The organism is Afipia sp. DC4300-2b1 (assembly GCF_049895725.1).
Classification (GTDB): Bacteria; Pseudomonadota; Alphaproteobacteria; order Rhizobiales; family Xanthobacteraceae; genus Afipia; species Afipia broomeae.
In genome coordinates this window covers 161794-180401 of the sequence record NZ_JAFCSX010000005.1, presented here as the reverse complement: position 1 = coordinate 180401, position 18608 = coordinate 161794, and the positions used below count along the sequence as shown (strand labels likewise).

Genomic DNA, 18608 nt, shown 5'->3' with positions numbered 1-18608 from the left:
TGCGGATTGAGACAGGGTAAACCGTTAACGAAATCAGTCCGGTAAACGGAATCGCCCTACTTCGGGCTTTTCGGCTTCCGATTGAGCATTTTCATGTCCCGGAAGCGCTTTGCCCAGCCCTCACGAACGGTCTGATCGCTGCGTTCGATGGCCAGCGAATCGTCCGGCACATCCTTGGTGATGACCGAACCCGATCCGATAAAGGCGCCCGCGCCGATCTTCACCGGCGCCACCAGCGACGAGTTTGAGCCGACAAAAGCCCCCGCACCGATCTCGGTGCGGTGCTTGTCGAACCCGTCGTAGTTGCAGGTGATCGTGCCCGCGCCGATGTTGGCATTCTGGCCGATATGGGTATCGCCGATATAGGTCAGGTGATTAACCTTCACCCCGGCCTCAAGATCCGCGGCCTTGGTCTCGACGAAGTTGCCGATGCGAACACCTTCGCCCAGCACCGTGCCTGGCCGCAGCCGCGCGTAAGGACCGACAGATGCGCCCTTGCCGACGCGCGCGCCGACGATGTTCGAGAACGAATGGATGACCGCCCCATCGTCGATCGCAACGCCCGGGCCAATGACAACGAACGGCTCGATGGTGACATCCTTGCCGAACGTTGTATCCGCCGACAGGAAAACCGTCTCAGGTGCGATGAGGGTGACGCCGGCATCCAGTGCCGCCCGCCGCAGCCGCTGCTGCATCACCTGTTCCGCTTCGGCAAGCTGGGCCTTGGTGTTGATTCCGCGCACTTCGTCCTCACCGGTTTCGATCACGGCGGCGCGCAGACCGAGCTCCCGCACGATCGTCACCGCATCGGTCAGATAGTACTCGCCCTTGCTATTGCCATTGCCGATGCGATCCAGAATCTTCAGTGCAGTGCTGCCCGCAAAAGCCATGACGCCTGCGTTACAAAGGGTGACGGCGCGTTCGGCTTCGCTGGCATCGGCCTGCTCGCGGATCGCAACCAGTTGTCCATCCTCTACCAGCAATCGTCCATAACCAGTCGGATCGGCGGCACGAAAGCCGAGTACCGCCATTGCTGCGCCGTCCTTCAACGCGGTCCGCAAGCGCTCGAATGTCACTGCATCGATCAGCGGTGTGTCGCCGAAAGCGACCAGGATGTCGTCCGCTCCATATGCAATGGCTTCCCGCGCCGCGAGCACCGCGTGGGCGGTACCGAGCCGCTCCCGCTGCACAAAGGTTTTGGCCTCGGGGCGTGAACGCTTGATCTCATCGACCACCGCCTGGTGGTCAGGGCCGACAACGACCGCAATCGTATCGTTCTTGCCGCCCGGCGCGGCCGCAAGCACATGCGCGATCAGCGGCTGTCCCGCGATCGGATGCAGCACCTTCGGCAGGCTGGAGCGCATTCGCGTGCCCTCGCCGGCTGCAAGTACGATCGTAAGGGTTGTTCTGCCGGACATGCGCTTTTCCTGTACCGCACGCGAAGTCGCGCCGGCGTCGTCTTACCCGAGAGCACCGAGGGACAAAAGTGTTTTGGACACGCCCACCGCGCGCACAAACCCTAGCTTCTGTTAATCTTTACACAATGATTCGCAGGGCCGCGGGAGGGCCCGACAGTCCCATGGCCAAGGATCGCAACCAATTCCGCGATGATCTGACGGACGATGACGGTGCCGGCTGGATCAATCGCTTTCTCGCGGAAGAGGACGAATTCGGCGGACCTTCGATGTGGCGTCTGGCGTCCTGGGGCGTCGGCACGGTCGGAGCGCTGATCGTTGCGATCCTCGCGACGCGGTCACCGGCAGCGATGAACCGCGATCAATTGGCATCCGCCGAACTCGCCCGGCAATCCCAGCAGGTTCAGTGGATCGCAAAGGAAAGCCAGAACAAGGCGCGCGAACTTGCAGCGGCGGTCGATACGCTCAACGGCGATCGGGATCGCCTGTATGCGCGCTTGACGATGCTCGAACAGGGTCTGGACTCGGTGACTGGCGCGCTGGCACGGCCAGCGGCTTCCTTACCACCTGCAACGCAACCGGCATCACCTGCGGCCTCAGCTCCCGCACAGACGTCCCTCCCACAGGCGACCGAGGCTGATCCCATCGGTCCGGTCAAACCAACGGAGGCGAAAGCCGAATCCGTCACCCAGCTTCCCAAGATCGCGCCGGTCGCCACCGCCCCGGCAGCAACCTCTCCGCCCGCCAAACCGGTTGAGCAGAAAGCCGAAACGTCCACGGCCGATCAACCTCCCGCTCCGACCCTGACGGCGGCTATCGCCCCGCAGAACCCGGCGGCGGTTGAAACGCCACCAGCAGCGATCGTGCGGAAGACGGAGTTTGGCGTAGACCTCGGCGGCGCGAATTCGATCGAGGGTCTGCGCGCTCTTTGGCGCGGTGTGATCAAGGGCAATCTGCAACAACTCGCATCGCTGCAACCGATCATCGTGGTGAAAGAACGTCACGACGGTTTGGGAATGCAACTGCGGCTTGTTGCCGGACCGCTGTCAGATGCCGCGGAAGCTGCGAAAGTCTGTGCGGGCGTGCTCACCGAGAGCAACCGCGCCTGCGAGACCACCGTGTACGAAGGTCAACGCCTCAGCATGTTCAGCGAAAAGCAGCCGGAGGCAAAGAAGCCTGAAGGCCAGGGTTATCGTTCGAAGCGGCGAAGCAGGCAGCGCAGCGAGCCCGTTGCTGAAGAACGGCCCAAGACGTCGGCCTTCAGCTCCTTCTTCGGTAACAAATAACCGATCAACTTTTGTGCCATTCGGGTTGTGTCGCAATCCGTTCCGAACCATATTCGGCGCATGAAAAAAGAGCCGTTCAGACTGACCCCCTACCAGGTGCAATGGATCCTGATCGTGGGATTTCTCACCATCGGATACGCACTCTATCTGCGTTACATGGCCATCGAGTTTGCGCAGGTTCGGCTCGAATGCGAGGCTGGTCTGCAGACCATGTTGTGCAAGACCCGACTGACGATGACCTATCTGTTCAAGAACTATGTTTTCGGAATAGCCGCGCTGGTGATTGCCACCTTGCACTTCATCCGGCCGTCGATCGTCACCCTTACCGCCGGGCTGATCGCCGCGTGTTTCGGCATCGTGCTCTACAATATCGGTTTGTCGGGCGTCGCGATCGCGCTGCTTATTCTTGGATTTGCGCGACCCGCGCCCGCGACAGCGTAAGCGCCAGAAGCAGATACAATCCGCATGTCCAGAGCGACTGCCAGTTCGCCGGTCCCTCGTTGAACCCGATATAGACCGCCGAGAGCGCCAGCGCGCCCGCAAAAACAGACTCGGTAATCGGGCGCGTGCCCTTTGCCGGCCTGTTAAGCGCCGTCAGCAGCACAAACGGCACAACGGCCATTGTCAGTGCCGCAAACTGAAAATCGCGATAGCGCGGGTCGAACACGAATCCGAGCGCGGTCTGAGTGGCGAGCACCGTCGTGATCAGCAGCACGATTCCAAGAATGGTCTGCATGCGTGAACCGGTGCGGTATTCCCGCGGCCCGACAAGCTCCATGAATGTCGGAAGGCTGCGCCCGTACATCACAGTATTGGCGACGACCAGCGGCGACAACACCGCGGCGCCGAACAGCAGGATGCCGACGGTCCATCCGCCGATGCCGAGGCTTTCGACGATCAGCTTGTCGTACGCCACGCCCAGGAGCGCACCGCCCGCAGTGGCACAGATCGCCACCGTGACCCACGAACTCAAATGCGGTGACCACGGCCTGCGGCGCAGCGTCAGCAGCGCCACACCAAACACGAGCGCCGAGAAAACCATGCCTGCGCCGGCGTAGATCTTTGCACGCGGGAAGTTGGTGATCGGCTCGCCCGCTGGATATTTAAGATCTCGGCCGCCGGCAGCGTCGAACAGACCCCAGTGACCTCCGACAGTGCCCTCCCACATCCGCTTCCAAGGCTGGTCATAGGCCTCGATCAGGTTGACCCGGAATTTTTCCTGACGAGCAAGCTGGAGGATTTCAGAGACCACACGGGCTTGATTGGCCCGCGACGGCAGCGCGCCTTCGCGCATGCGGCCCGCGCTTGGCCAGCCAGTTTCGCCGATCAGGATTTCCTTGTTCGGAAATGCGACCGCCATCCGCTTACGGATTACGTCCACGTGGTTCGCCGCATGACGCGCGCGAATCGGGAAGTCCTCCCAGTACGGCAGGATGTGAATCGTGACGAAATCGACGGCGTCATAGACGTCGCGGTTCTTGAGCCAGAACTCCCAGACGTCGGCATAGGTGACCTGGATCGTACCGACTTTCGATTTTACGTAGCGGATATTAGCCGTCAGGTCGGCTGCGGTCATTTCGCCGCGCAGGAGCACCTCGTTACCGACAATGACCGCGCTGATCACGCCTGGATATTTCTTGGCGAGCGCGATGGCTGTTTCCATCTGCGCGCGATTGTCGATTCGGTTGGTGCCGATCCAGATCCCGAGCATCACCTTGAGCCCGGCCTTTTCGGCGAGCTCCGGGACCCTGTCGAGGCCGTTGCCGACCGAATAGGTGCGGACGCAATCGGTAACCTTGGCCAGTTGCGCGAGGTCCTGCGTCATCTGCTCCGGCGAGATCACCAACCCCGGCTGCAAAGGATTCTGACCATCCCGGAATGGTGCATAGGAGACGCATTCCAGCTTGGCCGCAGGGTCGATCGGCGCGCGCGCCAAAACGATTGGCGTGGCTAACCACCACCAAATTGCAGCAATAGCGCTCAGGGATATGACCAGAAGGGCCAGGGGCGTACGAAGCGAAATGGGTTCCGTCCTCCAGGAGGCACGTCGATAACCGGTCCGCGCCGGTCTGCCAAGACCCCAGCGCGCGGCTACCCCCGGTCTTCTCGTCGCACGCCTTTACCACAAGGCCATCAAACTTCCGCCTTGCTGGACAAAAACGTAAATGTCCTTCATGTGAATCAGGCAGTTGCGGTAGAGGCAATCTTCTGCCGCATTAGCAGGGCACCTGTGCAGGCGCGGCGAGCGGCCGGCTGGCACGCCATCAATCGGGGATTTCATGCTTCGGGTTCGTACCGGGTTTCGAGTTGCGGTTTTTCAGCGAGTGGCCGTTCCGGCCCTCGCTTTGTTTGTCGGGATCGGAGCCGCAATCGCTCAAAGCGGCGACCTCCGGGCTCAGGACACGGCCCCTAAACAGGCGGCTCCCGCTGACGCAGCCAAGGAAAGCAAGCGCAAGGCCGACGAGTTCGTCGAGGCGGCCCAGGCAATCAACGGCCCCGCCGGCAATCCCGAATGCGTCTGGCTGGGACGGCGGGTGGTCGGGCTGATGTGGCGCGACGATCTCGATACGGCCTTCCGCCATCTTGACCTGTACGAACGCTTCGGCTGCCCCGGCGGGCACATCCAGGCGACTTTCCGCTGTGTCGTGCGGTTCGGCGCCACGATCGATCCCAAGGTGGCCGAGACCCTCAACGGCCGCGTGCACGCCTGCTGGATCAATCCGGCTTCCCAGCCGCAAGCAGCAGCCGCGCCACCGCCGCCACCGGCCCCTGCGGCAGCGACACCGCCAGTACCCGCTCCGGCGGCGCCGACACCTGCAACACCTGCCAAGTAAGTGCCAAAGCGCTGGCGGAACAGGAACGAACCGCTCCCGCATTCATTGGGTATTCATTCGGTCTCGGCTACGCCCTCAAAAGGCCATGTCGCCGTATGAGTTGTTAAGCCGCGCAGCATAGATAAGCTGCCATTAACGCTGACGAACCGAGGGGACAGGTTCGCGATCCTGCCACGTTTGGCCCCGTATGGTTTTCCTTGATGCGCGCCATCGTTGCTGTCCTCCTCTGCGTTACTGCTGTCCACGCGGCCATCTGGGGCCTCCTGAGGGATGAGCAGAAGGCACCCGATTTCAACGGAATGTTGCCCAGCTTGTCCTACGCCCCGTTCGAAGGCGCGGGGCACCCGGACGTCGACAACATTCCGAACAAGGAAAAAATCCGCGCGGACCTCAAGAAACTCGCGACGATGACCAAGGCCATCCGCCTGTACTCGTCGACGGGCGGCGTTGAGCTGGTTCCCCCGATTGCCGCCGAATTCGGCCTCAAGGTCACGGTCGGCGCCTGGATTGACAAGAACGCGGAGCGAAACGAACGCGAAATCGCCGCCGCCCTGGATCTCGCCAAACGAAACAGCAACGTCATCGGCATTGTTGTCGGCAACGAAACGATCTACCGCGGCGAACAAAAGGCCGCTGACCTGATCGAGCTAATCCAGCGCGTTAAGAGACAGACTAATGTTCCAGTTACGACTGGTGAAATCTGGAACATCTGGCGAGACGATCTCGAACTGGCAGCCCAAGAGGGCCGCCCATCGCTCGCGTCGTCCGTCGATTTCATCGCCGCACATATCCTGCCGTACTGGGAAAATTTCACCGACAGGCAGGCTGTCGATCAGGCCATGTATATCTATGGCCTGCTGCGGGATACCTTCCCTGGCAAGCGTATCGTGATCGCCGAATTCGGCTGGCCGAGCGCCGGCTACAACCTCAAGAATGCCAACCCTGGCCCATTTGAACAGGCATCCGTGCTGCGGAACTTCGTCACCCGCGCCGATGCGATCGGCATGGACTACAACATCGTCGAAGCGATCGACCAGCCGTGGAAGTTTTTCGAAGGCGGCGTTGGACCCTACTGGGGCGTTCTTAATGCTTCACGCGAACCGAAGTTCGCCTGGACCGGTCCCATCGTCGATCCGGACTACTGGAAAATAGCAGGCATTGCCCTGCTGATCGGTGTGCTGCTGTCATTACCGATTCTGCGTCTGGCACATCCGACGGTGATGCAGTCCATCATGCTGGCCGCTGCGGCCAATGGCGTCGGCGCGTGGTTCGCAACCGTGTTCGCCTACTGGAACACGCACTACTTCGTCTTCGGGTCTGCCTTTGCGCTGACGCTGGGTCTCATCCTGCTGGTGCCGCTGGTCCTGATCGCGATGGCCCGGATCGAGGAGATTGCGACCATCGCGTTCGGACGCAAGCCAATGCGCCTTATCTCTGAAGCTGTACCCTCGCCCTCTGAAGGCTACGCGCCAAAGGTCTCTATTCACATCCCGGCGTATTTCGAGCCGCCGGAGATGCTGAAGCTGACGCTCGATGCGGTCTCTCGCCTCGATTACCCGAATTTCGAATGCGTGGTGATCATCAATAACACGCCTGACCCGGCCTTCTGGCAGCCGATCCAGGACCATTGCCGCGCACTCGGCGAACGATTCATCTTTATCAACGCCGAGAAGGTCGAGGGCTTCAAGGCCGGCGCGCTGAAGATCGCGATGGCGCGCACCGCCGCCGACGCCGAAATCATCGGCATCATCGATGCCGACTATGTGGTCACGCCGGATTGGCTCAAGGATCTGGTCCCGGCTTTCGCCGACCCGCGCGTGGGTCTCGTGCAGGCCCCGCAGGACCATCGCGACGGCGACCGCTCGCTGATGCACTACATCATGAACGGCGAATACGCCGGTTTCTTCGACATTGGCATGGTGCAGCGGAACGAAGCCAACGCCATCATCGTCCATGGCACGATGTGTCTGATCCGCCGCGCGGCGATGGACATGGCGGGCGGTTGGGCCGGCGATACGATCTGCGAGGATACGGATCTGGGCCTCGCCGTGATCGAACACGGCTGGATCACCCACTACACCAACAGGCGGTATGGATACGGCCTGCTGCCGGACACCTACGAGGCCTTCAAGAAACAACGCCACCGCTGGGCCTATGGCGGCTTCCAGATCGTCAAAAAGCACTGGCGGCGGTTTCTTCCCAATGCGAGCCGGCTTTCACCCGATCAAAAGCGCGAGTTCGCACTCGGCTGGCTGAACTGGCTCGGCGCGGAAAGTCTCGGCGTGGTCGTTGCGATCCTCAATCTGATCTGGGTACCGATCGTTTCGTTCGCCGACATCGCCATTCCCGACAAGATCCTGACCCTGCCGATCATTGCAGCGTTCATCGTGTCGCTAGCCCACTTCCTGACGCTCTACAGGCTGCGCGTACCCGTAAAGGTCGGCCAGATGCTCGGTGCAATGGTGGCGGCGATGTCGGTGCAATGGACCGTGTCGCGCGCCGTCGCCAACGGCCTGATAACCGACCATCTCCCCTTCGCCCGCACCTCGAAGGGCGGCCTGTCGCGGATGTCGGTGGAATTCCAGGCCTTCTGGGAGGCCGTGATCGGCATCCTCCTCATCATCGGCGCTATCGTGCTGGTTGCGTTCAACCAGAAGGAAGTTCGCGAGATCAACATCTTTGCCGGCGTGCTTGTGCTCCAGAGCCTGCCGTTCCTGTCGGCTGTCGCGATCGCAATCCTTGAGAACTCGCGGATCAACGCCTTTGGCTTCTGGAGTTCGTCAACGGTGCGCGCCGCCGAGTTGATCGGTCTTCGCCGGGAAACGACGCCGACGAACATGACGGTTCAACAGCCGGTCACATCGGACGTCCGCTCGGATATCAAGTGATGGCTGGCATGGGGTTCGTTCGCTTCAGGCGGGCGACCGAGGGCAACAGAAACAGATTGCGTCGGCTTACTTGATGCTGACGAATGTGCCCCATGCCGCGGCTATTCCCGCCCCGACCAAAACGTAGACGGGATGCCGGCAAAACGTTTCCCCGTAGTTGCACATGGTTTTTCCAAGGCTACCGATCTGACCGTGATCGGCTGCGTAGAAGAGCCCGGACAGGGCAACCAGGATACCGGCGACGACATACATTCTCGTTTGCCCTTTGTGCTGCTCGCACCCAAAAGGTTCGCGACCCGCAACAATGCGAATCTTCGCGGATTGTAACCGCAGGGATGCGGTTTGACATGGATGTCATGGTGAGCGCGGAGGGACTCGAACCCTCGACCCCATGATTAAAAGTCACGTGCTCTACCGCCTGAGCTACGCGCTCACGTGTCGCGGTGTGTAGGTGGCGGGTGGATGTGGGTCAAGTGCGCCCCGGCATCCTTGTTCAGGCTGTGGAATTCGCCGACCTTGGGTTCGAGATTCCACCCCGAGGATAGCCATTGACAATAGAACAAAGAGGGAACACAATCTCCGCCTATCACAGCCGGAAAGTCCGATGGCCGATATCTCCTACTATGTTGCCCTTCCGTTCAGCGAAGACGATGAAGGCTCCGTCGTGACGGGAACCGCCGAGGAATTCCAAAGCGCATCCACAGCGATTCGGCGTGCCGAAACGTTGTCTCGCACCTCCGGCATTATCGGCGCAGTCGCCTTCACCCGCTCGGGCGATCCGATGACAGGTGATTTCAAGGATGCCATGGTGCTGAAGACCTTTGGCAACGTCCCGACGGATCTGAGCAGCCTGTAACCCGGGCCCTACGCTTTCACAGCCCATATCCGTCAGGATCTGCGGTCTTCCTGCTCTTTCAGTTCGTCCTCGCTGAGATCAATCCTCGGCGTCGCAAAGTCGTCGCTTTCGGGATCGACCTTGAACGGCGCATTCTTGGTGGGGTCCGGGCGTTTTTTCACCTTACCCGCATCGGCGGCATCGCCCCTTTTCTGCTTTCCGGCCATCGCTGGTTTCCTTACCCGCATTGCCGGTATGACCGGCATGGTTCCCTTGAATATGGCTGAGGCGAGTCGCATCTGCTACGCCTACTTCGTCACATTTCGAGGACATGCGCCATGACGGATTCGCCTGCGGCCCCCGAGGACGTCGTCCAGGAGTTCGATGTGCCCGTGCCGTACATGCAGCGGACGCGCGACTACTACCTCGCCATCGGGTACGACACTCCCTATCGCTGGGCGCACAATGTCGCCGCTCCCTTTCAGCCGCTGACAAAACCGCTGGCGCAGTCGCGGGTGGCCATCGTCACCACGGCGGCCCGCTTCGACCCCACGAAAGGCGATCAGGGACCGGGCGCGGCCTACAACGGCAGCGCGAAATTCTATCAGGTCTACGATGGCGACAGCGCGAAGCAGCACGACCTGCGGATCTCTCACGTCGCCTACGACCGCGCGCACACGTCCGCGACCGACATGAACTCATGGTTTCCGCTGGCACAGATGCATCGGCTTGCCCGCGAAGGCCGGATTGGCGCGATCGCCCCCCGCTTCTTCGGCGCGCCGACCAATCGCAGCCACCGGGTGACGATTGAGATCGACGCCCCGGAAATCCTGGCGCGGTGCAAGGCCGACGACGTCGATGCCGTCGTGCTGGTCCCAAATTGTCCCGTGTGTCACCAGACCACGGCGCTGGTGGCTCGGCACCTCGAGGCCAATGGAATTGCAACCGTGGTGATGGGCTGCGCCAAGGACATCGTCGAGCACGCAGCCGTACCGCGGTTCCTGTTCAGCGATTTTCCGCTCGGCAATTCCGCCGGCAAGCCGCACGATGTGGCGTCGCAGGCATTTACGCTGGAACTGGCGCTGAAGGTGCTTGAAAGCGCACCAAGTCCGCAGACGACGGTTCAGTCACCGCTGCGCTGGAGGGCAGATGCTTCGTGGAAGCTCGACTACAACAATGTCGAGCGGATGTCGCCGGAAGAGCTTGCCCGGCGGCGACGCGATTTCGATGCGCAGAAAGAAGCCGCGCGTGTCAATCGCGTGGCGTGATCAGTCGGACATCCCTGCCGCCTTCCTCAACGCGGCATTGATGCGGTCCTGCCAGCCGGGACCGCCTTCCTGGAAATGCTCAAGGACGTCCTGATCGATCCTGATCGAGACAAGCTCCTTCACACCGGGGATGGCAGCTTTCCTTGGAACGGCTTCCGGCACCTTGGCAGTGACGGATTTGAACGCCGCCTCGGCTTCGGTTTTTGCGTCACTGAGCGTGCGGGGCCGCCGCGGAGGAGATGCCATTTCAAATTCCTTCAAACAACGCCGTGGACAAATAGCGCTCCGAGAATGACGGGATGACCGCGAGAATGGTCTTGCCGGCATTTTCCGGCCGCTTGCCGAGTTCGAGCGCTGCCGCAATAGCTGCGCCCGACGAGATGCCGCCCGGAATGCCTTCCACACGTGCGAGTGCGCGCGAAGTCGCAATCGCTGTCGCGCTATCGACCTTGACGATCTCGTCGATCACGGACCGATCGAGAATATCCGGCACAAAGCCGGCGCCAATGCCCTGAATCTTGTGCGGCGAATGCTGGCCGCCCGACAGCACCGGACTTTCCACGGGCTCGACGGCAACAATGCGCAGGGATGGTTTGCGCGGCTTCAGAACCTGCCCGACGCCGGTGATCGTGCCGCCCGTGCCAACGCCGGCCACGAATACGTCAATATCTCCGTTGGTGTCGTTCCAGATTTCTTCGGCCGTCGTGCGGCGGTGAACTTCGGGATTGGCCAGGTTCTTGAATTGCTGCGGCATCACCGAGTTGGGCGTGTTACGGACCAGATCTTCCGCAGTTGCAATCGCACCTTTCATGCCTTGTGCCGCCGGCGTCAGGACAATTTCGGCGCCCAGAAACGCCAGCATTTTGCGCCGCTCGATCGACATCGATTCCGGCATCACGAGCTTCAGCCTGTAGCCGCGCGACGCGGCGACGAACGCAAGCGCGATGCCCGTGTTGCCGGATGTCGGCTCGATCAGTACGGTGTCCGGATTGATGACGCCGGCGTTTTCCATCGCGATGATCATCGCCGCACCAATGCGGTCCTTCACGCTCGCGGCGGGATTGAAATATTCAAGTTTGGCGAGAACTTTCGCCTTTACTCCGTTCTGTTCCGGCAGACGGTGAAGCCGAACGATCGGCGTATCGCCGAATGCATCAACGATGCTGTCGTAGATTCGTCCGCGCCCGGGCTGACGTGTCTGTGAAGCAGTTGGGTTTGACTTGGTATCCATGCCCGGTCCTCCTGAATCGATCCGTGCGCACCATGGGAGAAAGCTGCGCAAAACGAAAGGCTTCCGCCATTAATGGCGGTCGCGACCGCGCGTGCAAGAGCAATCGTCTGCCGGCATGCATTGCGTTGCAAAAACAGTATTTCGCAAAAAGAACGTATTTGTGTTGCGACAACTTCAAACTTGCATGAGTATATTCTGCGCGAGCTCGAACCCGGAAGGGAGGTCACGATGCCAGCACTTGCTGAACTTCTGTCGACCACACCGTCACTCCTGCCCCCTCGGATCACAGACCGGCCCATTTGCACGATCTGCGCGGACTCGATGGTTGCCGCAGAAGCATCCGCGTTCCTGGCTGATAACGTCATCAGCTACCTCTGGACTTGCGACAATTGCGGATACGGCTTCGTCACGAAGCACTCAACGCACTCAACGAAAATCGTCTGCAACTAAGTCGCAGACCTGCTTGGCTTAGCGCGGCGCGATATCGCCCCGCGCCCATCCTGCACGAACCGATGCGCGGTAATCGTCGAACGTCCCGGCAGCAATTGCGGCGCGGGCGCCGCTCATCAGGCTTTGATAGTACGCGACGTTGATCTCGGACAACAGCATCGCGCCCAGCGCCTCCTCGGACTTCACGAGATGGTGCAAGTAAGCCCGTGAATAGCCACGCGTCGAACGCCAGCCGCTTTCCTCGTCCAGCGGACGGGGATCGTCGGCGTGGCGGGCATTTCGCAGATTGATAACGCCATGGCGCGTGAAGACATGACCGTGACGGCCGTTCCGCGTCGGCATCACGCAGTCGAACATGTCGATGCCGCGGGCGACAGCCTCCAGCATATCGTCCGGTGTCCCGACGCCCATCAGATAGCGCGGACGCTCCTGCGGCAGGAGTGGCGCGACCTCCTCGATCATCGCCAGCATGACCTCCTGCGGCTCTCCCACGGCGAGACCGCCGACGGCGTAGCCATGGAAGCCGATGTCGATCAGTGCGCGGGTGCTTTCACGACGCAATTCCGGAACGTCTCCGCCTTGCGCGATACCGAACAACATGTAGCCGGGAGGTGCAGTTTCGAACGCCCGCTTGCTGCGCTCTGCCCAGCGGATCGATAATTGCATCGCACGTTCGATTTCGGTGCGTTCTGCCGGAAGCCTGACGCATTCATCGAGTTGCATCGCAATGTCGGACCCCAGCAGCCGCTGCACTTCGATCGCGCGCTCTGGCGACAGCTCCACCTTGGTACCGTCGATGTGCGAACTGAACGTCACGGCATGCTCGGTAACTTTGCGAATCTTGGCGAGCGACATGACCTGGAAGCCACCGGAGTCGGTGAGCATCGGGCCATTCCATGTGGTGAATGCCTGCAATCCGCCAAGCGCGGCGATGCGCTCCGCGCCCGGCCGCAGCATCAGATGATAGGTGTTGCCAAGGACGATATCGGCCCCAGTTTCGCGAATGTCACGCCAGTGGATGCCCTTCATGGCACCGGCCGTGCCGACAGGCATGAATGCAGGCGTGCGCACAACCCCATGCGGGGTGGTGAGTTCGCCGGTCCGCGCCTCGCCGTCGCGGCCGAGAAGCTTGAAATGATTGGGAACACTCATGAGCGAGTTTATCGGTCAGGTTGATTTGCGGAACAACAGGGACGCATCGCCATATGAATAGAAGCGATAGCCGGTCTCTATGGCATGAGCATAGGCTTTCTGCATGGTCTCCAGCCCGCTGAAGGCCGAAACAAGCATGAATAGCGTCGACCGCGGCAGGTGAAAGTTGGTCATCAGAATGTCCACGGCCTTGAAGCGATAGCCGGGCGTGATGAAAATCGCGGTGTCATCGGAGAACGGCTGGATAGTGCCGTCATCCGCAGCAGCGCTTTCCAGCAGCCGCAACGATGTCGTCCCGACGGCGACGATACGGCCACCCTTGGCGCGGGCCTGGTTAAGTGCGGCGGCGGTCTCACTGGACACCGTGCCCCATTCGGAATGCATCTTGTGGCCAGCCGTGTCGTCTGCCTTAACCGGAAGGAACGTTCCTGCCCCGACATGCAGTGTCACACAATTCAGTCCGATGCCGCGATCCCGCAAAGCCGCCTCAAGCGCCGGTGTAAAGTGCAGTCCAGCGGTGGGCGCGGCAACCGCGCCCTCGCTGACGGCAAACATGGTCTGATAGTCCGCTGCATCGCGTTCGTCCGGCGTCCGGCGCGAGGCGATATAGGGCGGCAACGGCGGCGCGCCGACGTCGGCAATGGCCTGATCCAGGATCGGGCCGTGAAACGAGAATGCCAGCGTCACCTCGCCGTTCTCGCCCTTGCTCTCAACTTCGGCATCGAGATTTCCGAGCAGACAAACACGGCCCTCGTTGCCGAAGCGGATAGCGTCACCAGCGGTAAGTTTTTTTGCCGGTTTCACCAGTGCCTGCCAGCGTGATCCGTCGAGCCGCTTGATGAGCGTCGCTTCGATCTTCGGCTCAGTTTCACGACCGATGCGGCGGCCGGTCAGTTGTGCCGGGATGACCTTGGTGTCGTTGACCACGAGTTGATCGCCGGGCTGAAGAAACAACGGCAAATCGGAAACAGTGGAATCCGTCAGCGGCTGACCCGGCTTCACCACGAGCATGCGCGCCGCATCGCGCGGGCTGACAGGCCGCAGCGCGATATTGCCTTCCGGGAGTTCGAAGTCGAAAAGATCAGTACGCATGATGCTCAAATGTCGATGGCCGGGACATGCCCGGCCATCCATCCGCAAAGGCAGACTATAGCGTCAATCAGGCGGCGTCAGCCGCGATATGAGCCTTGACGATCTTGTCCGGATTTTGCACAGGCTCGCCGCGCTTGATCTTGTCGACGTTTTCCATGCCTGACGTCACCTTGCCCCACACAGTGTACTGCTTGTCGAGGAAACGTGCATCGTCGAAGCAGATGAAAAACTGCGAGTTGGCCGAATCGGGATTGGCCGCGCGTGCCATGGATGCCGTGCCACGCACATGCGGTTCCGCATTGAATTCGGCCTTGAGGTTCGGATACTTCGATCCACCGGTGCCGGTGCCCTGCGGACAGCCTGTTTGCGCCATGAAGCCCTCGATCACCCGGTGAAAGACGATGCCATCGTAGAAGCCTTCGCGGACGAGCTTCTTGATATGCTCGACATGACCCGGCGCGAGATCTGGACGCATCTCAATCGTGACCGGTCCCTGCGTCGTTTCCAGGATCAATGTGTTTTCTTTGTCTGCCATGATGTTTCCTTTGCAGATTGGGAAACCCGCTGTGGCCAGGACGGCCGCGGATCGCCTGAGGTTGGTTACTTGATGTCTGAAGCGACCTGCACCTTCACCATCTTGTCAGGGTCCTGAACCGGCTCGCCGCGCTTGATCTTGTCCACGACGTCCATGCCGGACACCACTTCTCCGACAACGGTGTACTTGCCGTTCAGGAACGATGCGTCGGCGTAGGTGATGAAAAACTGCGAGTTCGCCGAATTTGGTTCGCTGGAACGCGCCATACCCACAATACCGCGCTTGAACGGCACATTCGAGAATTCCGCCGGAAGGTTCGGATACTTCGATCCACCGGTGCCGTTGAAGCGCTGGCCGTCGCCGGTCTGCGCCATGAAGCCCTCGATGACGCGGTGGAACGGCACGTTGTTGTAGTAGCCGTCGCGGGCGAGCTGCTTGATGCGCTCGGCATGTTGTGGAGCCAGATCGGTGCGCAGCTTAACGATGACGCGCCCCTTCGTGGTGTCGATGACAATCGCGTTGGCCTTGTCGAGCCCGGCCGGAAGCGCCTGGGAAAAGGCAGGCGTTGCAAAAACGATGGCCGCGAGAACGGCAAATATGCGGATCATGAGAACTCCGGAGCGAGGAAGTTATTTGCCGGCAAACTTTGTCTTCAGGCGCGCGGCGACCGCCTTGGGCACGAAATGCGAAACGTCTCCACCCATACCAGCGATCTGACGCACCAGTGTGGCGGTGATCGGGCGGACGGTAGCTGAGGCTGGCAGGAACACGGTGCGAATTTCAGGCATGAGCGTCTGATTCATGCCGGCAATCTGCATCTCGTAGTCGAGATCGGTGCCGTCACGCAGGCCGCGGATCAGGATCGTCGCGCCCGCCCGGTGAGCGGCGGTCACGGTCAAATCGCTGAACGTCACACAATCGATCTCGCATTTGGCACTCGCCGCGATCGGAGCGAACACCTCACGGATCATGTCTTGCCGTTCCTCGACCGGAAACAGGGGAGCCTTGCCGGGATGAATGCCGATCGCAACGACCAGCCGGTCGACCAGGCTGCAAGCCTGCCGAACCACATCCAAATGACCATTGGTGACGGGGTCGAACGACCCCGGGTAAAGCGCAATACGGGACATGTCCCCTCCTAACCCGGCCCGGCGAGCGCCGCAAGCTGCCCGGTTCCACTCAGGTATGAGGGTCGGCGGCTAAAAATTTTAAGATCTCGTGAACCTTTAGGTGCCGCTGAGAGTCATCCCTCCAAGCGGCCCGCAAAGGCTGGCATCACAGGGGACGGACCATGATCAAGGCACTCTCGGCAGTGATGATCGCGGCTTTCGTTGCAGCAGCGATGACAATTTTGCCCAGTTTTGCGCCTCCGGTAGAGGCAAGCGTGCCGCACGCACTTGCGAAAACCGACCGGTTGCCCATCCGGACGGTTAGCGTGCCTTGTTCGGCCCAGCACTGGCCGACCATGGATGCGGCCTGTCTGCATCGCAGCAACTGGAAGACCGGAATTCAGCCGGTCCGGGTCGTGACCACAGACCGCAAGTAAGCCCCATCCTAGTGTACCCCCGTTCGCATCGGCAGGACGGTGGAGCCGTCACCTCGCGCCATCAATAAAATCAATCCCGCGGCCATGGCAATTTCTCGCTACCGGTAGCAGACTACGGCAAGCTGTCTACGGCGTTTCCCAGGGCGATGGGGGTAGCAATTGACTGCCATGCATACTGAGGCTTCCGGCCGATCCCCCACACTTCCGATGACGGCAACGATAGGAGCGCTTGGCGTCGTCTATGGCGATATCGGGACCAGTCCACTCTATGCCTTGAAAGAGGCTGCCAAGGCGGCAACCCATCACGGCGGCGGCGCCCTTACCAACGAAGCCATTCTTGGCGTGGTTTCCCTGATCTTCTGGGCGCTGATCCTCATTATCTCCTTCAAGTACGCCATGTTAATCATGAGGGCTGACAACCGCGGCGAAGGCGGAATCGTTTCGCTTCTGGCGCTTCTCCATGCCCGCAATGCGCAACCCGGAACATGGCGCGCGAAATTGCTGATCATCGGACTGATCGGTGCCGCGCTGTTATACGGTGACGGCGCCATCACACCCGCGATCTCGGTTCTCAGCGCGGTGGAAGGATTGAAGGTGGACGCTCCTACGCTCGCGCCTGCGGTGGTGCCCATCACAGTCGTCATTCTGATTGGTGTCTTCCTGATGCAACGCAAGGGCACGGGTTTCATCGGCGGGATATTTGGTCCCTTTATGCTGGTCTGGTTCCTCGTGCTCGCACTGCTCGGCATTCACGGCATCGCGAAAAATCCGGATGTTCTCTGGGCCCTCAGTCCGACGTATGCTGTTACGTTTCTCCTCAGCCAGAATTTCCACATCTCGTTTGCGATCCTGGGTGCAGCTTTTCTCGCTGTGACGGGCGGCGAAGCCATGTATGCGGATATGGGTCACTTCGGCCGCACACCGATCCGGCTCGCGTGGTTCACCATCGCGCTACCAGCGCTGGTTCTCAACTACTTCGGCCAGGCGGCATTGCTACTCAGCGATCGCGGAGCTCTGGAAAACCCGTTCTACCAGCTCGCCCCCGATTGGGCGCATTATCCGCTCGTTGCCTTTGCCACCCTCGCCACGGTGATTGCATCTCAGGCAATCATCACCGGTGTCTTTTCCCTCACACAGCAGGCCATTCAACTGGGGTTCCTGCCCCGCATGCATATCCAGCACACGGCGAGTGACGAGAAGGGCCAGATCTACGTCCCGTTGATCAACTGGATGCTGGCCGCAGCAACGCTTGGAGCCGTCATCGGCTTCGGCACCTCGGATGCACTCGCTGGAGCCTACGGTATCGCCGTATCGCTGCTGATGGCGATTACAACGCTGCTGGCTGCGCTCGTCGCCCTCCAATGGGGCTATCCGCCGGTCGTTGTCATTGCGGTCAACGGGTTCTTCTTCGCGATCGATTGTATTTTCTTCGCAGCAAATTTCGCCAAACTGTTCGAGGGCGGCTGGTTTCCGCTGCTGATCGCAGCGGTCATCGCATTCCTGATGCTGACATGGCGCAGCGGAGTGAAACTCGTCGAAGCCGCGCGAGGTGCACTACGTCAGCCGGAAGAAGACCTGATCGAAACCGCAGTGAGCAGGTGCCATGCGCGGCTTCCGGGGACCGCAGTGTTTCTCGCCTCCGCAGCCAACGGGGTCCCTCTCGCACTCACGCAGTTCGTCAAACACAACCATGTGCTGCATCAACGCGTTCTTCTCGTGACCGTCTTGATTGCGGAAGCGCCGCGCATTCCCGACGAGGACCGGGCTGAAGTGATCGAGGTTATCGAGGGCATCACGCGGGTGATCCTGCACTTCGGTTTCATGCAGTACCCGGTCATCCTGGAAGGACTCCAGCTTGCCTGCGCGCAGGGCAAGCTGCCTGGCATCGACCTCAGCAACATCACCTATTACATCGGCCGCGAGACGATCATCCCCAGCGAGAAAATCGCAGGCATGTGGGTATGGCGCGAGACGGTGTTCGCGTTCCTGCAACGAAATGCGGAACGGACAGCCGCCTTCTTCGGCGTGCCGACCAAGCAGGTCGTCGAGTTCGGAACCGAAATCGAGATTTAGCGC

20 protein-coding genes and 1 tRNA gene are annotated in these 18608 nt (G+C 60.7%); 9 read left to right on the top strand and 12 right to left on the bottom strand.

All coding sequences use genetic code 11. The annotated features are described in order from the left end of the window. Nucleotides 1-56: 56 nt before the first annotated feature. Nucleotides 57-1418 carry a bifunctional UDP-N-acetylglucosamine diphosphorylase/glucosamine-1-phosphate N-acetyltransferase GlmU gene (gene glmU, locus ACP7AL_RS20475; protein ID WP_425993816.1) on the bottom strand — a complete coding sequence of 454 codons (1362 nt, stop codon included), beginning with the start codon at nt 1416-1418 and terminating at the stop codon, nt 57-59. Nucleotides 1419-1579: 161 nt separating this feature from the next. Between glmU and ACP7AL_RS20470 the strand changes: the two genes are divergently transcribed. Both ACP7AL_RS20470 and ACP7AL_RS20465 read left to right on the top strand, forming a co-directional pair. Continuing rightward, on the top strand, nt 1580-2701 hold the full coding sequence (locus ACP7AL_RS20470) for a hypothetical protein (RefSeq protein WP_425993814.1): 1122 nt from the start codon (nt 1580-1582) through the stop codon (nt 2699-2701). Nucleotides 2702-2761: 60 nt separating this feature from the next. Further along, a complete protein-coding gene (locus tag ACP7AL_RS20465; protein WP_006020626.1) occupies nt 2762-3142 on the top strand; it encodes a hypothetical protein in 381 nt (126 codons plus the stop codon). On the opposite strand, the gene ACP7AL_RS20460 is transcribed toward ACP7AL_RS20465, so the two are convergent. Further along, the gene (locus tag ACP7AL_RS20460) at nt 3102-4637 is read right to left on the bottom strand and encodes a beta-(1-6) glucans synthase (protein ID WP_425993812.1); all 1536 of its coding nucleotides are present in this window, start codon (nt 4635-4637) and stop codon (nt 3102-3104) included. The two genes, ACP7AL_RS20465 and ACP7AL_RS20460, sit on opposite strands and share 41 nt — an antisense overlap. 343 nt (nt 4638-4980) lie before the next feature. On the opposite strand from ACP7AL_RS20460, the gene ACP7AL_RS20455 reads away from it, so the two are divergent. After that, nucleotides 4981-5535 carry a hypothetical protein gene (locus ACP7AL_RS20455; RefSeq protein WP_024919309.1) on the top strand — a complete coding sequence of 185 codons (555 nt, stop codon included), beginning with the start codon at nt 4981-4983 and terminating at the stop codon, nt 5533-5535. Between the two features lie 200 nt (nt 5536-5735). Beyond that, nucleotides 5736-8423, top strand: a complete 2688-nt coding sequence (locus ACP7AL_RS20450) for a glycosyltransferase (RefSeq protein ID WP_425993810.1) — start codon at nt 5736-5738, stop codon at nt 8421-8423. A gap of 66 nt (nt 8424-8489) precedes the next feature. On the opposite strand, the gene ACP7AL_RS20445 is transcribed toward ACP7AL_RS20450, so the two are convergent. Both ACP7AL_RS20445 and ACP7AL_RS20440 read right to left on the bottom strand, forming a co-directional pair. After that, a complete protein-coding gene (locus ACP7AL_RS20445; protein WP_425993808.1) occupies nt 8490-8675 on the bottom strand; it encodes a hypothetical protein in 186 nt (61 codons plus the stop codon). A 105-nt stretch (nt 8676-8780) separates the two neighbouring features. Continuing rightward, a tRNA-Lys gene (locus ACP7AL_RS20440) sits at nt 8781-8856 on the bottom strand. Between the two features lie 171 nt (nt 8857-9027). On the opposite strand from ACP7AL_RS20440, the gene ACP7AL_RS20435 reads away from it, so the two are divergent. Next, on the top strand, nt 9028-9279 hold the full coding sequence (locus tag ACP7AL_RS20435) for a hypothetical protein (protein WP_006020632.1): 252 nt from the start codon (nt 9028-9030) through the stop codon (nt 9277-9279). 32 nt (nt 9280-9311) lie between these two features. Here the strand turns inward: ACP7AL_RS20435 and ACP7AL_RS20430 are convergent, their stop codons facing one another. Then, nucleotides 9312-9485 (bottom strand): hypothetical protein, encoded by a 174-nt coding sequence (locus ACP7AL_RS20430; RefSeq protein WP_425993806.1) that lies wholly within the window; start codon nt 9483-9485, stop codon nt 9312-9314. 111 nt (nt 9486-9596) lie between these two features. Between ACP7AL_RS20430 and ACP7AL_RS20425 the strand changes: the two genes are divergently transcribed. Continuing rightward, the gene (locus ACP7AL_RS20425) at nt 9597-10526 is read left to right on the top strand and encodes a glycine/sarcosine/betaine reductase selenoprotein B family protein (protein ID WP_425993804.1); all 930 of its coding nucleotides are present in this window, start codon (nt 9597-9599) and stop codon (nt 10524-10526) included. Here ACP7AL_RS20425 and ACP7AL_RS20420 read toward each other — a convergent pair whose 3' ends face one another. Both ACP7AL_RS20420 and cysK read right to left on the bottom strand, forming a co-directional pair. Then, nucleotides 10527-10772: a BrnA antitoxin family protein gene (locus ACP7AL_RS20420; RefSeq protein WP_006020635.1), complete on the bottom strand. Its 246-nt coding sequence runs from the start codon at nt 10770-10772 to the stop codon at nt 10527-10529. It abuts the gene before it with no gap. Between the two features lies 1 nt (nt 10773). Next, a complete protein-coding gene (gene cysK, locus ACP7AL_RS20415; RefSeq protein ID WP_425993802.1) occupies nt 10774-11757 on the bottom strand; it encodes a cysteine synthase A in 984 nt (327 codons plus the stop codon). 228 nt (nt 11758-11985) lie between these two features. Here cysK and ACP7AL_RS20410 point away from each other — a divergent pair, with 228 nt between their 5' ends. Continuing rightward, nucleotides 11986-12207, top strand: a complete 222-nt coding sequence (locus tag ACP7AL_RS20410; RefSeq protein WP_425994449.1) for a hypothetical protein — start codon at nt 11986-11988, stop codon at nt 12205-12207. 18 nt (nt 12208-12225) lie between these two features. On the opposite strand, the gene tgt is transcribed toward ACP7AL_RS20410, so the two are convergent. The 5 genes from tgt to coaD all read right to left on the bottom strand — a co-directional run bounded on the left by tgt (nt 12226) and on the right by coaD (nt 16116). Beyond that, nucleotides 12226-13359, bottom strand: a complete 1134-nt coding sequence (tgt, locus tag ACP7AL_RS20405) for a tRNA guanosine(34) transglycosylase Tgt (protein ID WP_425993800.1) — start codon at nt 13357-13359, stop codon at nt 12226-12228. A gap of 15 nt (nt 13360-13374) precedes the next feature. Further along, on the bottom strand, nt 13375-14451 hold the full coding sequence (gene queA / locus ACP7AL_RS20400; RefSeq protein ID WP_425993798.1) for a tRNA preQ1(34) S-adenosylmethionine ribosyltransferase-isomerase QueA: 1077 nt from the start codon (nt 14449-14451) through the stop codon (nt 13375-13377). Nucleotides 14452-14518: 67 nt separating this feature from the next. Continuing rightward, entirely contained in the window at nt 14519-14986 is a 468-nt protein-coding gene (locus ACP7AL_RS20395) for a peptidylprolyl isomerase (protein WP_006020639.1), read from the bottom strand. A 65-nt stretch (nt 14987-15051) separates the two neighbouring features. Then, nucleotides 15052-15594 carry a peptidylprolyl isomerase gene (locus tag ACP7AL_RS20390; protein WP_006020640.1) on the bottom strand — a complete coding sequence of 181 codons (543 nt, stop codon included), beginning with the start codon at nt 15592-15594 and terminating at the stop codon, nt 15052-15054. 21 nt (nt 15595-15615) lie between these two features. After that, on the bottom strand, nt 15616-16116 hold the full coding sequence (coaD, locus tag ACP7AL_RS20385) for a pantetheine-phosphate adenylyltransferase (protein ID WP_006020641.1): 501 nt from the start codon (nt 16114-16116) through the stop codon (nt 15616-15618). Between the two features lie 161 nt (nt 16117-16277). Between coaD and ACP7AL_RS20380 the strand changes: the two genes are divergently transcribed. Together ACP7AL_RS20380 and ACP7AL_RS20375 are read left to right on the top strand one after the other, a co-directional pair. Further along, nucleotides 16278-16532 carry a hypothetical protein gene (locus ACP7AL_RS20380; protein ID WP_425993794.1) on the top strand — a complete coding sequence of 85 codons (255 nt, stop codon included), beginning with the start codon at nt 16278-16280 and terminating at the stop codon, nt 16530-16532. A gap of 207 nt (nt 16533-16739) precedes the next feature. Continuing rightward, the gene (locus ACP7AL_RS20375) at nt 16740-18605 is read left to right on the top strand and encodes a potassium transporter Kup (protein WP_425993792.1); all 1866 of its coding nucleotides are present in this window, start codon (nt 16740-16742) and stop codon (nt 18603-18605) included. Nucleotides 18606-18608: the final 3 nt, after the last annotated feature.

Bases quoted from the DNA above. Each gene is read 5' to 3' on its own strand.
- glmU (WP_425993816.1), bottom strand. From the start codon at position 1,418: ATGTCCGGCAGAACAACCCTTACGATCGTACTTGCAGCCGGCGAGGGC.
- ACP7AL_RS20470 (WP_425993814.1), top strand. From the start codon at position 1,580: ATGGCCAAGGATCGCAACCAATTCCGCGATGATCTGACGGACGATGAC.
- ACP7AL_RS20465 (WP_006020626.1), top strand. From the start codon at position 2,762: ATGAAAAAAGAGCCGTTCAGACTGACCCCCTACCAGGTGCAATGGATC.
- ACP7AL_RS20455 (WP_024919309.1), top strand. From the start codon at position 4,981: ATGCTTCGGGTTCGTACCGGGTTTCGAGTTGCGGTTTTTCAGCGAGTG.
- ACP7AL_RS20450 (WP_425993810.1), top strand. From the start codon at position 5,736: ATGCGCGCCATCGTTGCTGTCCTCCTCTGCGTTACTGCTGTCCACGCG.
- ACP7AL_RS20445 (WP_425993808.1), bottom strand. From the start codon at position 8,675: ATGTATGTCGTCGCCGGTATCCTGGTTGCCCTGTCCGGGCTCTTCTAC.
- ACP7AL_RS20435 (WP_006020632.1), top strand. From the start codon at position 9,028: ATGGCCGATATCTCCTACTATGTTGCCCTTCCGTTCAGCGAAGACGAT.
- ACP7AL_RS20430 (WP_425993806.1), bottom strand. From the start codon at position 9,485: ATGGCCGGAAAGCAGAAAAGGGGCGATGCCGCCGATGCGGGTAAGGTG.
- ACP7AL_RS20425 (WP_425993804.1), top strand. From the start codon at position 9,597: ATGACGGATTCGCCTGCGGCCCCCGAGGACGTCGTCCAGGAGTTCGAT.
- ACP7AL_RS20420 (WP_006020635.1), bottom strand. From the start codon at position 10,772: ATGGCATCTCCTCCGCGGCGGCCCCGCACGCTCAGTGACGCAAAAACC.
- cysK (WP_425993802.1), bottom strand. From the start codon at position 11,757: ATGGATACCAAGTCAAACCCAACTGCTTCACAGACACGTCAGCCCGGG.
- ACP7AL_RS20410 (WP_425994449.1), top strand. From the start codon at position 11,986: ATGCCAGCACTTGCTGAACTTCTGTCGACCACACCGTCACTCCTGCCC.
- tgt (WP_425993800.1), bottom strand. From the start codon at position 13,359: ATGAGTGTTCCCAATCATTTCAAGCTTCTCGGCCGCGACGGCGAGGCG.
- queA (WP_425993798.1), bottom strand. From the start codon at position 14,451: ATGCGTACTGATCTTTTCGACTTCGAACTCCCGGAAGGCAATATCGCG.
- ACP7AL_RS20395 (WP_006020639.1), bottom strand. From the start codon at position 14,986: ATGGCAGACAAAGAAAACACATTGATCCTGGAAACGACGCAGGGACCG.
- ACP7AL_RS20390 (WP_006020640.1), bottom strand. From the start codon at position 15,594: ATGATCCGCATATTTGCCGTTCTCGCGGCCATCGTTTTTGCAACGCCT.
- coaD (WP_006020641.1), bottom strand. From the start codon at position 16,116: ATGTCCCGTATTGCGCTTTACCCGGGGTCGTTCGACCCCGTCACCAAT.
- ACP7AL_RS20380 (WP_425993794.1), top strand. From the start codon at position 16,278: ATGATCAAGGCACTCTCGGCAGTGATGATCGCGGCTTTCGTTGCAGCA.
- ACP7AL_RS20375 (WP_425993792.1), top strand. From the start codon at position 16,740: ATGACGGCAACGATAGGAGCGCTTGGCGTCGTCTATGGCGATATCGGG.